Annotated in this window: 7 protein-coding genes; all 7 read right to left on the minus strand. The window is 40.4% G+C overall.

Features of this window, described 5'->3' with window-relative positions; genetic code table 11:
• Positions 1–67: 67 nt before the first annotated feature.
• Positions 68–1486: a glutamate synthase subunit beta gene (locus QZ265_RS03040; RefSeq protein WP_296403280.1), complete on the minus strand. Its 1419-nt coding sequence runs from the start codon at positions 1484–1486 to the stop codon at positions 68–70.
• Between the two features lie 208 nt (positions 1487–1694).
• On the minus strand, positions 1695–6233 hold the full coding sequence (gltB, locus tag QZ265_RS03045) for a glutamate synthase large subunit (protein ID WP_296403283.1): 4539 nt from the start codon (positions 6231–6233) through the stop codon (positions 1695–1697).
• A gap of 828 nt (positions 6234–7061) precedes the next feature.
• Positions 7062–8153 carry a hypothetical protein gene (locus QZ265_RS03050; RefSeq protein ID WP_296403285.1) on the minus strand — a complete coding sequence of 364 codons (1092 nt, stop codon included), beginning with the start codon at positions 8151–8153 and terminating at the stop codon, positions 7062–7064.
• Positions 8154–8298: 145 nt separating this feature from the next.
• On the minus strand, positions 8299–9375 hold the full coding sequence (gene aroB / locus QZ265_RS03055; RefSeq protein WP_296403287.1) for a 3-dehydroquinate synthase: 1077 nt from the start codon (positions 9373–9375) through the stop codon (positions 8299–8301).
• A 53-nt stretch (positions 9376–9428) separates the two neighbouring features.
• Entirely contained in the window at positions 9429–9974 is a 546-nt protein-coding gene (gene aroK, locus QZ265_RS03060) for a shikimate kinase AroK (protein WP_296403289.1), read from the minus strand.
• A gap of 451 nt (positions 9975–10425) precedes the next feature.
• On the minus strand, positions 10426–12414 hold the full coding sequence (gene pilQ / locus QZ265_RS03065) for a type IV pilus secretin PilQ (RefSeq protein WP_296403291.1): 1989 nt from the start codon (positions 12412–12414) through the stop codon (positions 10426–10428).
• Positions 12415–12505: 91 nt separating this feature from the next.
• Positions 12506–13635, minus strand: a 1130-nt coding sequence (locus QZ265_RS03070) for a pilus assembly protein PilP (protein WP_296403293.1), incomplete at its 5' end; no start/stop codon positions are given.

Consider the following 13635-nt stretch of genomic DNA (forward strand, 5'->3'; position numbering starts at 1 on the left):
TTTGGCATAAGAATAAGTCTAAAACACAAAACCTGCTTTAAATTTTTAAGTTTCTTATGTCTACAACTTACACTTCTAAATAATCCAAAATACCCTTTGCGGCTTCACGACCTTCCCAAATGGCGGTAACCACCAAATCAGAACCACGTACCATATCTCCACCGGCAAATACTTTTTGATTATTGGTTTGGAACTTAAACTTTTGTTCTTCAGCAGCTAGCACACGACCAGATTCGTCAGTGCTAATTTGACTAGCTTCAAACCAGTTTGCAGGACTTGGACGGAAACCAAACGCCATAATCACCGAATCACACTCAATGATCTCTTCAGAATTTGGAATAGGTTCAGGACGTTGTCTGCCACGATTGTCAGGCTTTCCTAATTGTGTGGTGACAACTTTAACGCCAGTTACTTGACCATTTAAGCCGATTATTTCAGTAGGCTGACGGTTGAACAAGAACTCTACGCCCTCTTCTTTGGCATTTTTTACTTCGCGTAAAGACCCTGGCATATTGTTTTCGTCACGGCGATAAGCACAAACCACTCTCTCTGCGCCTTGGCGAATGGCCGTACGATTACAGTCCATTGCCGTATCACCACCGCCTAGCACCACTACTTTCTTGTCTTTTAAATTAATATACTCAGCAGGATTTTGTTCCCATTCATTACAACGATTTACGTTAGCAATTAAATAATCTAAAGCGTCATACACACCCTTCAACTCTTCACCAGGGTAGCCGCCACGCATATAAGTATACGTACCCATACCCATAAAGATCGCATCATACTCTTCTAAGAGTTGATCGATAGTTACATCGGTGCCGATTTCAGTATTTAGACGAAACTCGATGCCCATGCCTTCAAACACTTCACGGCGATTGGTCATGACCTGTTTTTCCATTTTGAATTCTGGAATACCAAAGGTTAAAAGACCCCCGATTTCAGGACGCTTATCAAAGACAACAGGCTTCACGCCCGCACGAACTAGGATATCAGCACAACCTAGACCAGCAGGACCTGCACCAATAATAGCTACTTTTTTATCGGTCCACTGTACATCGCTCATGTCAGGACGCCAGCCTAAGGCAAAGGCAGTATCATTAATATATTTTTCAACACTACCAATAGTTACTGCACCAAAGCCATCATTTAAAGTACAGGCACCTTCACACAAACGGTCTTGAGGACAAACGCGACCACAAACTTCAGGCAAGGTATTGGTACGGTGACAAAGTTCAGCGGCTTGAAAGATCTGACCTTCAGTAGCCAACTTTAGCCAGTTAGGAATATAGTTATGTACCGGACATTTCCATTCACAATATGGGTTACCACACTCTAAGCAGCGGTGAGCTTGATTGGCCGCCTCTTGTGATTCATAGGGGGTGTAAATTTCTACAAAGTCAGTTGAGCGAGTGACGATGTCTTTTTTCTCAGGATCATGACGAGGCACATCTAAAAACTGAAAATTATTGTTTATACGCTTCATTAGGGTTTTGTCTCCATAAGTTGGTATTACCAGTAGCTACGATAGGACTAAAATAGTTAGCTTATCGTCTTCTGCATTCGGTAAAACCTGCCGCAAGAGGGGTTCATCCCTCACTTGGACAAAATATTCGGTTGAAAGTAAACCAATTACCGGTTATGTCACTATGGCCCCGACTTATCAAGACCACAGTATAAGGCCTAAGAGCGGCTTATTGAGGATCGGCAGTTGTACTATGTAATAAAGACGCCATATTAGCGGCTTTTGGTTTCACTAAGAATACCTTACGGACATAATGCTCGAAGTCAGCTAAGATTTGACGGCCCCAAGCACTGCCGGTTTTTTCAACGTGAGTTTCAATAATACGTTTCAAATAAATACGATGCTCTTCTGTTTGCTCGCTTGAAATACGATGCAAGTCAATCAACTCATGATTACAACGATCAAAGAAGGTATTATCTAAGTCTAGAACAAACGCAAAACCACCGGTCATACCCGCACCGAAGTTCAAACCCGTTTTACCCAATACCGTGACCACCCCGCCTGTCATATATTCACAGCAGTGATCACCCACGCCCTCAACGACCACGTGTGCCCCTGAGTTACGAACTGCGAAACGTTCACCTGCAGTTCCTGCCGCATACAACTTACCACCGGTCGCGCCATACAAACAAGTATTACCAATTATGGCTGTTTCTTGTGATGCAAAAGTGGAACCTTTAGGCGGATAAATCACAATCTCACCACCAGCCATACCTTTACCTACATAGTCATTGGCATCGCCTTCAAGTTCAATATGTAGACCGCCTGCATTCCACACACCCAAGCTTTGACCTGCTGTTCCAGCCAGATGTAGCTTAATAGGAGTGTCCGACATGCCTAAGTTACCCCAGATTTGAGCAATCTCACCTGAGATACGCGCCCCAATAGAACGGTCACAGTTACCTACTTGATAGCTATAAGTACCGCCTTGACCTTGTCGAATGGCAATCATCATATCGTCGATCATTTTTTCAGCCAATAAGCCTTTATCAAAGGGCTCATTACGCTCAACTTGACAAGTTTGTGGCTTGCCTTCGGCCGCAGGATGACTATGTAATAATGGCGACAAGTCTAAGTTACGCTGCTTTTGGGTACTACCTTCAAGAACCTCTAATAAGTCAGTACGACCTACTAGCTCTTCCATGGAACGCACGCCTAAGAAGGCCAACCACTCACGAGTTTCAGTGGCAATAAACTTAAAGAAGTTAATCAACATTTCCGCTTCGCCAATGAAATGCTCATCGCGTAATCGAGCCTGCTGAGTTGCCACCCCTGTTGGACAGTTATTTAAATGACAAATTCTTAAATACTTACAACCAACAGCAATCATTGGTGTGGTACCAAAACCGAAGCTTTCAGCACCTAAAATGGCCGCTTTAACCACATCAAGACCTGTCTTTAGACCGCCATCTGTTTGCATACGTACTTTGTCACGTAGACCATTCACTCTTAATGACTGGTGTGCCTCTGCTAAACCTAACTCCCAAGGCGAGCCTGCATGGTGAATAGAGGATAGTGGTGAAGCTGCTGTACCACCGTCGTAGCCTGAGATTGTGATTAAGTCTGCATAAGCTTTAGCAACCCCAGTTGCAATTGTACCCACGCCTGGGCGCGATACCAATTTTACGGACACTAACGCATCTGGATTCACTTGCTTTAAATCAAAGATTAGCTGTGCCAAATCTTCAATAGAATAAATATCATGATGCGGTGGAGGTGAAATTAGAGTTACACCTGGTACAGAATAGCGTAGACGGGCAATAAGTGAATTCACTTTACCACCAGGTAGCTGACCACCCTCGCCCGGTTTTGCCCCTTGCGCCACTTTAATCTGTAAAACTTGTGCTGAGCGCAAGTAAGCTGGCGTCACCCCGAATCGACCTGAAGCGATCTGTTTAATCTTGGAGTTACGCATGGTTCCGTAACGGACTGGGTCTTCACCACCCTCACCTGAGTTTGAGCGTCCACCAATAGTGTTCATGGCCATAGCAATGGCTTCATGAGCTTCAGGAGATAAAGCGCCTAGTGACATACCTGCTGAGTCAAAGCGTGGCAGAATATCGGTAATATCTTCAACTTCGTCTATTGAGATACCATTTTGAGATTTTAATTGTAATAAGTCACGAAGCGTGGCCACAGGACGACTATTTACAAGGTTGGCATATTCACGATAATTTTCGTAATCCCCAGTACGAACCGCTTTATGTAAGGTGTTAATTACATCTGGGTTAAACGCATGATATTCTTTGTTGAATACAAACTTCAGCATACCGCCCTGATCTAGTGGCGCACGTCGGCTAAAGGCATTCTTCGCCAATAAAGCTTGGTCTAATGCTAAGTCTTCAAAGGTCGCCCCCTTAATACGACTTTGAACACCTTTAAAGCACAGCTCGACGATCTCGTCTGACAAGCCTACAGCTTCAAATAACTGAGCACCGCGATAAGATACAATGGTAGAAATACCCATTTTGGATAAGATTTTAAGTAAACCTTTGTCCAAACCTTTACGGAAGTTAGCACGGGCTTGTAACGGATCACCCAATAATTCGCCCGAAGATACTAGATCTGATATTACATCATACGCCAAATAAGGATAGACACACGTTGCCCCAAATCCAATTAAAACTGCCACTTGATGTGAGTCACGTGCAATACCAGTTTCGATAATTAGGTTGGCATCAGTACGTAAGCCTATGTCGATTAGGTAATGATGCACTGCGCCAGTTACCAATATAGCATTGGCAGGCAGTTTACCTTTCTCAATACCCTTATCTGACAAAATAATTATCGTTTTATTATTTAAAATTGCCTGTTTAACCTGCTCACAAATTTGTTTGATGGCGGTATCTAATGACAATGACTCGTCATAATTGATATCGATACGCTGACTCAAGAAGGCAGGATCATCAAGTGCTTCAATTTGCTGCATTTTGCTTGGTGACAACACTGGTGATGATAAGATAATACGGTGCGCATCACGAGGCGTTGGGTTAAAAATATTGGTCTCTGCACCCAAACAAGTCTGCAAAGACATTACGATAGATTCACGTAAAGGGTCAATCGGTGGATTGGTGACCTGAGCGAACTGCTGACGGAAAAAGTCTGCCACATTACGCACTTGTTTAGACAATACTGCCATTGGTGTATCATCACCCATAGAACCTACTGGCTCTTGGCCATTTTCGGCATTAGGACGAATGATTTCAGTGCGCTCTTCATTAGTGATGTTAAACATCTTTTGCAGTGCTTTTAGCGGTTCACCACGAACCCCTTGTTCTAGCAGTTTTTCTTCGATCTGCTCATTTTCACGAACTCGAGTCGCTTCTTCACGTAACCATTTGCGATAAGGATGCGCTTTTTTTAAGCGATTACTAATCACTTGGTCGTCCAACACTTCTCCATTTAAAGTATCAATAACCAACATCTGACCTGGTCCTACACGACCTTTAGCAATCACATCTTCAGCAACGTAATCCCAAACCCCTATTTCAGAAGCTACCGTGATATAGCCGTTCTTGGTAGTTACCCAACGAGAAGGACGTAAGCCGTTGCGATCCAGCATACATACTGCATATCGGCCATCTTGAATAACTAGACCTGCAGGACCATCCCATGGTTCCATGTGCTGAGAATAGAACTCATAAAAGGCACGCAAATCCATGTCCATACTGTCAACATTCTGCCATGCAGGTGGGACTAAAATAGACATGGCATGAAATAAGCTCATACCACCTGAGATTAGTACTTCAAGCATATTGTCTAAGCTTGACGAGTCAGATCCGGTACGGTTCACCAGCGGATGTAGCTGAGTGATTTCTGGTAACTTTGGCGTTTCTAATTTAGGCGTACGCGCTACTGACCAGTTACGATTGGCAGTAATGGTGTTCAACTCGCCATTATGCGCCAGATAGCGAAAAGGTTGAGCCAGTGGCCAACGCGGTAACGTATTGGTTGAGAAGCGTTGATGGAATACGACGATATGAGAATGCAGACGACTGTCTTGTAAGTCGCTATAAAAAGCTGGCAAGTCTGATGGCATCATCAAACCTTTGTAGATGACCGTATCACAATTTAATGAGGTGACATAAAATAACGGATCATCAGTTAAAGCAATCTCTGCTTTCTTACGAGCCACATACAATTTACGGTTAAAGTCTTCAGCGCTCAAATCTTGTGGTGCATTTACAAATATTTGCTTGAACTGTGGCAAAGTTTCACGAGCAATCTCGCCCACTATCGACAAATCAACCGGCACATCTCGCCAGCCTGCAACAGTCAACCCTTGTTCTTCAATTTCTTTATCCAGTACGCTTTGACTATGCGTAGCAAGATTATCGTCTAGGTTCAAAAACGCCATACCTACTGCAAAGTTATCTTCAAGCTTAAACCCTAGCTCTGATGCAACCGTCTTAAAGAACTCGACAGGCTTAGCCAACAGTAGACCACAACCATCCCCAGTTTTTCCATCGGCAGCAACACCGCCACGATGGGTCATGCAACTTAAACTATGAATGGCAGTTTTTACCAAGTGATGGCTTGGTTTACCTTCAATATGAGCAACTAGGCCAAAACCACAGTTATCTGTAAAATCCTCAGGAGAAGCTAAATAAGTTGGCTGATCGTTAATAGGAGTATCTGTAGAGGTTGTAAGAATTTTACTATCGGAGTAATTACGATCGGCAGAATGGGCTATAAAATTCTGGGTCATGGCGTGTCCTTAATCATGTGACGAAATATGCTCATCACTTATGAGTGTTCAAGATAGGCACAGTTATACGAATAACTTTAATAACTGTTTCAGGTAGTGAGCCAAAAAATAGAGAGTTCGAATAGACATCTTACTGTATATTTTAATGACAGTAACGCTTAATGAGCTTAATGTTTAACAACAATACATCGTCTAAACATTCACACCCTATCTATAAGTCAGATAAAACTAAAATAATAGGTAACATTTCATCGGACTTATAAAACATATATATTAATCATCTAATAAAGCGTCTTAACCGATGATTAAATAATACGCAAAGCAATAAGTTTAAAGAACCACACCTACTCACAATAATTTTTTTAATAAAAAAATTAATTAGTAGCTATCTATAATCAATAATTTTTAATTAGAGTACAAATAAGTATTTATCATCAATTAATTAAATACCTGCGATAACATTGCTAAACGTCGTATCACCCATATTAGAGAAACATAGGTATAAAATCCAGTGAAATTTAACGACTTACCTGATTCTTTAGTCACATTTTATTTTTATGCAATAGCTAATAAAGCTTTTGATTAATCGGTATTTTAACGTTGTAAAACCTATTTTTATTTCTTCAAATAGCCAAATCTAAATCACTAAATATAGCGTTAATAGTATTTAAGCCTTGCATGCCAAAGTGTAGCGACAATCAAGAAATAATTATTAACTTGAAAAATTACGATGCCATAGTCGATAAATGTTGATAAAAAATTTTCAAAAAAAAGACACTTATATTAAAGTGCCTTTTATAGAATCCATACCAATGAATTGGGTATTAATTATTGAGACTTTTCATCAATCAGTCGTGTAATATTATCAACTTCACTACTATTGGTCGATTTTTGAGGAGTTTTATCAGTTTCAGCTGGTTTTTTGTCCTTACTTTCTTGTGCTTTAGTAGGTTCTTTAGATTTAGTGGTTTCTTTAGGTTGCGATGAATCACTATTATCTGAGCTAGGACTAACTACTCTTCGCTCTTCTTGAACTGATAAAGTTTTACTCGTATCACTTGACCCTCTAATACCAGTATTGTTAGGTTGTGATTGTTGTTGAGTCGACTGCGATGACGATGCACTGCTGTTACTTTGGCTGTCATTGCGCTTACTGCTACTATAACCATTGCTACTATTATTACTGGTATTATTAGTATTACTAGACTGAGAGGCATTTTCTTTACGACGAGCAGCCAACTCACGGCTAGTAGGTTGCAACCTGACTTGTCGAGTTCTATTGGTAGACAAATCTTTAACAGGACCAGTCAATTCGTAGTTCTCAATAATATTTAAATAATTTGAGATCTCTTCAGGGATAACCTTTACATTCACCGGTAAGCCAAAGTTAACACTCTGCGCCTCATTTATAGCTTGTTGTTTAGTGCCCATCACATCATAGGTCAATAAATAACGTGGCTGCTTGTTAGCATCCCGATAACGGAAGTAAGCAAATTTATTTCTATCTTTTCTTGAAGCTAAATAATCGGTAATGATTTCATGTTCTGACACGTCCATAACCTGAACGGTCCACCTACCTTTGTTCTTTTTAAGGTATTTAGAGTCTTTAAATTCTACTGGATAATCACGCAACTCTCTGACCAGAGCATCAAATGAAATGGGTTTGACGTCTTTGCTTAGCTCATTCAATTGGTCAATATGTGTGACCTTCTCAATATGAGACGCCAGTGCTTCAGGTGGTGCTTCTTTCTGTGCTTCTTTCTCATCCTCAAAGATAGGGGCTGAGCTAAACATCCACAAAGCCAGCGTTGCAGCGCCTATTAATAAAGCCATGATAAGCCACACACTTGCTACAATGCGTTTTTTATTCTTTTGCGACTTATCAAGTTTATTAGTAGGTGAGCTTTGAGTGATTGCCATAGAGCAAATCCAATTAAAAAGTAGATAGTAAAGAACAAATATTGTAAAGAGCTAATCAATATATCTAAATAGTAGTAAATGATAGCTAGGCTTTAATTTAACCCAGCCCAGCCCAACTAAAGATAAAGCATAACCATAAAGACTATTATACTGCGTCTGTAAGGACTGCCTCAAGTAATGTCTGCTCAAAGTTAGCAGTAACTACTGCTTCGCCTAGTGATTTTAACAAAATCAATCGAATTTGTCCTGACTTTACTTTTTTATCATGCTGCATTAAATCAAGTGCTGTTTGTGTATCAATAACCGGAGGTTTGATAGGCAGCTCTGAGGACTCAAGCACCGCACAAATACGCTGCAAATCTTTATCGCTAATCCAGCCCATTTTTTGTGAGAGCTGAGCAGCTTGGACCATACCAGCGGCAACCGCTTCACCGTGTAACCATTGTCCATACCCTTCATGTGTTTCTATCACATGACCAAAAGTGTGACCGAAATTCAATAAGGCTCTTTTACCTGACTCTCTTTCATCTTGGGCTACAATATCTGCTTTATACTGACAACATCTGCCAACCGCTTCTGCCAATACCACTTTATCAAATGACATAAGAGCTGCCATATTGTCTTCAAGCCATGTTAAGAATGCTTCATCCATTATCAGTGCGTATTTAATAACTTCCGCCATACCTGCCGAAAGTTCGCGTCTAGGCAAAGTAGTCAAGGTATGCATATCGGCCAATACCATTTGTGGCTGCCAAAATGCACCTATCATATTTTTGCCTTTAGGATGGTTGATACCAGTTTTACCACCGACACTAGAATCGACTTGTGACAATAGCGTAGTTGGGATTTGAATAAAATCCACCCCGCGCATAAACGAAGCCGCCGCAAAACCTGTCATGTCTCCAATTACGCCGCCGCCAAGAGCTACTAAAGTCACATCTCTATTGCAGTGATTGTCCATTAAAGCATCATAAATCTTATCTATATACTGCTGCGTCTTATATTGTTCACCATCTGGCAAGACCACACTCAGAACCTCAAAGTCAGCTTTAAGCCCTTCAACCAAGGTCTGCAAATATAGTTTTTCTACAGTAGTATTGGTGACAATCATCACCTGTTTACCCTTAATAAAAGGCGCTATCTCTTGCGCCATGTCACATTCACTGGTAATCACAATAGGATAATCATGACTTTGGGTATGTACCGTTAAATTAGCTTTCATAGATGTTCCATATTTACTTTTGGGCTTTTACAACGCTTTACTACAGGTTGAGGCTATCCTTCAATGAGATACTCGGGATATTTTTGTTTTAAGGCTTCTATTATTTTTTTCATCATATATCTAGGATAGCCATCTCCAGTTTCAACCACGATATCGGCAACTTCTGAATACAATGGATCACGTACTTCAAACAATGACTGTAGCACAGCCCGGGGGTTAGGGTTATTTAATAAAGGACGTGATTTGTCTTTAGAGGTTCTTTTTAGTTGCACATCAACATTGGCACGTAAATATATAGTAATGCCCTGCTTTTTTAGATTTTCACGGTTTTGAGCTTGGGTGACTACCCCGCCCCCAGTTGCTAGTATAATATCGGGTAATTCAGTTAACTCAGCTATGGCTTTTGCTTCACGCTCTCTAAAGCCAGCCTCCCCTTCCTTTTCAAAAATCCAAGGGATATCAGCACCTGTTTGTTCACATATATAGTGATCACTGTCAATAAAAGTACGATCTAAATGTTTTGCAAGCAACCTTCCAATCGTGGTTTTCCCTGCTCCCATAGGGCCTACAATAAATAATGACGGCAATGTCGATTGCATTATTATCTCTCACATAAATTCACAGATTATACAGGCATTTTTTCACTTCGTCCTGCCTAGCTGAACAATCGCATTAAACTTAAAACAGCTTATAGCTAAAAATAGTTTACTAACCCAAAAATGACCTAACATATCAATGCTATCATTATTTAATCCAACTTGAATATACTTAGTCGATTTAATCTAAAATTAGATCGCGCTAATAATAGCAACTCTAGCGAATCATATCCATAATAGGATATGTAAAGTAAAAACAGTCACTAACTCAAACCACTTAATTTATAAACTCTTAAAACCCTTTAAACTCATTGCTTAATCAATTAACAACTTATCTTTTGATAACTTCCTTTAAATATTTTATAACCTCTAACCCCGATTGTAGTAGATCGCTGTTAGCCCATTCAATGTTATAAGATGACATTGTTAAGCTGAAAAAGTTAAGACAATATAGTTAAGACGATTCATTCACTATGAGCGTGGGCGTAACAAAAATAAGCAACTCTTGTTTGTCATTGCGCCGTTTGTCCTTTTTAAACAGTCGGCCCAAGTATGGCAAGTCACCAAAGAAAGGGACCTTTTCGACATTATTAAAAATTTGATTGCGATAAATGCCGCCTAATACAATGGTCTGTCCATTGGCAACTGTGACATTGGTGCTTAATCGGTCGGTATCAATCAGAATAACTCCGTTACTCACTGGATTGGGTCTGCCATTTTCAATATTAAGCTGTAGCGATATTTGCCCATCTGGGGTGATATTTGGCGTCACCTCTAAGCTTAATAAAGCCTCTTCAAACTGAGTGGTCGTGCCACCGCCTTCTGATTCACTTTGATAAGGAATTTTGGTGCCCGATGAAACACTAGCCGTTTGCTTATCTAAAGTCAGTATTTTGGGGGTTGAAATAACTTCACCACGACCTTCTGCTTGCATCGCCGATAACTCTAAATCAATCATTAGATCTGACATACTCAATATGCCAAACGCGATACTTCCAGCTGGGTTGGCTATTCCCAAATCAACATTCAGATTGTCTGGGCGAGACACCGCATAATCAGGGTAACTGATAGATTTACCTTTAAAGCTAGTGTTACGCAGGCTAAATTTCTTTAAATCTGCCAAGGTTTGATCACTGCCACCCACCAATAAAGCGTCATTGTTGGCAACGCCATTAGACAATATGCCCCATTTGACGCCCAACTCTTTACTAAAATTGTCTGTAGCACTAACAATTTTTGCCTCAATCATCACTTGTTGTACCGGAATGTCTATTTTGGCTATCAACGCTCTAATATTATCAAGACTTGTGGCAGTATCTTTAATTATTAGCGTATTGGTACGTGTATCCACCGCTATCACACCACGATCAGACAATAAAGTGGTGCTTATAGCGTGGGCATCTTCAGACACGCTTGACTGTTGGATAAAAGTCTTGCTTGTATTAGGGTTATTGTCACTACTGGCTTTCAATATTAGATCGTAGACTGCGCTGGCTTTTGCATAATTTAGGCGAATATATTCGTTGTGCAAAGGGACCATTGCCATGCTTTGTTGGCGAGTTTTCCATTGATTATCTTGTCGCTTTGCCAATTCTGCTAAGGGTGCCACCAAAATCACATTGCCATCTATCTGCTTTCCCAAGTGCTTACTGCTTAGAATAATATCTAACGCCTGATCCGCGGGCACATTTGTTAAATTTAGCATGATAGTACCAGTCACCGCATCGCTTGCGACAATATTAGTTTCCATAAATTGTGATAATAAATACAGCGCACTGCGTACCTCTACATTCTGAAAATCTACAGAAATGGGTTTGCCTTTGTAATGCTTTATAGGTTGGCTGTTTTTGGTATAGCTGTTTGTCTGATAGCTGTTTGTTGGTATGCTAGGCGAAAGGCCATTGGCGTTGATCAGACGTTTAGTCGGCTGTATGTTTAAGGTCAGTTTATTGTCCAATTGGTAACTTTGATAGTCAAAATCCTTTGCCAACTCAATATTCAACCAACCTTGACTACCTTTATTGGTGCTATTTATAGAGCGCAGCAAACGATCGTCTGACTGCTGATGATATATTAGTCCTGGCTCAACCTTAATGTTATTAAGGCGCAATAGTATTTTATTACCTTGTCGCTCTAAACTTATATCAATCGTATTACTCGGTAAATTGATTTCAACTTTTTCAGACCCATCTGACATCAACTGATAACTTACTGCCTCTCGTAGCAAATATTCTTTATATTGTGGCTTATTACTATCAATGCTTGAGGTCTGTTTGATAAAACCGCTTATACTAGTGCTATTGGCATGTGCCTTGGTAGCTACCGCAATTATTATGATTAACACAGTACATACTATAAAAATTGGCGTTGTTTGCTTGCATAACCTTAAGGTAGGTATTAAACCCGACCAGTTCAGCTTAAAAGCGGCGTAAGTGACTGTCATAGGGTTTTCCTAAATGGCTTTATATGAAGTGATTTTTAATGGGGTGGCTGTCTAGTCAAAGAGCTGTTTAGTGTAGTAGTGTCTTAGTAAGCTATGAGTTTGAGACAGGCGCTATTAAAGCCAATCTTTTCTTAGTCCAACCCATATTAGGATCGTTGATTCGCTCACTTAAATTAATCTGAGTGGGAGTGATCTCTATCACTTTGATATGATCTTGACCCAAACTTTGTCCTACTCGAACAGAGACAATGAGCCCATCAGGACGTTGTACTAACCCATACTTCATGTTGCCCATACTGGCCATCATGCCTCTATATTGATAATCACTTAAAGGATGGCGCGGTTGTATAACTGGTGAGGGTACAGGTTGTATTTGCAGTTGATTGTCGTCTGTATTAGATTTGCCAGCAAAAGCCAGGTTAGACATAACAAAATTAGGTAAGCTAAAAGGACTGCGTTGACTACTTGGCTGATAAGCTCGCATATGCGATTTGGGCTTTTCCAGCTTAGTTACATTGTCGTTAAAACCTGACAGAACCTTATTGTTTTCATATAAATTCTTGGCCTCACTTAGCTTCTTAGACTCAGAGTTCGTTTTAGGAACATCATTATTATAAGTATTATCAGTTTTAGTACCATTATCAGTTTTAGCACTTGGGTCATGATCGGCTTGCAAACGGTAAGCTTTAGCGATTAGAGTCAGTCGTAAAACGGGTGACTTAGCTTGTTGTGCTGTCATTGAGCTAGCAGATTGCTTGGCTTTTACCTCAAAATCATGAGTCGTAATTAAACGTGGCAAAGCAGACAAACTCTGCAAAAAATGTCCCAACTGATGATAGTTCCCCGACACTATTAAGCGTATGGGTAGCTCACTGTAGAAATCCTGCTTAACTTCAGGACTCATTTTTACATCTTCAATGATTGCTTCACTATTCACCGCCAATTCATTAAATAGCTGGGGTAAATTAACGGTTTCATTGCTTGGTAGAAGACGAGCTAATGATTCAAGCTGCTGTTCTGTTTTATCATCTGCCAAAAGTTCACTTTTTAGCTGACTAACTTGTACCTGATTAGACTGGTAGGTAGCTTGAAGTATCTGTTGCTTATTTTCTTCAGCTTTAATTTGTTGTAATTTGCCGTTTATAAGCAGCGTATAACTGACTAAAATAGTAATAAACACCACCATCATCATGACAAAACCTTTGGCAACAAAAGGCCAAC

Origin of the sequence: Psychrobacter sp., from assembly GCF_018260395.1 — a bacterium.
Classification (GTDB): Bacteria; Pseudomonadota; Gammaproteobacteria; order Pseudomonadales; family Moraxellaceae; genus Psychrobacter.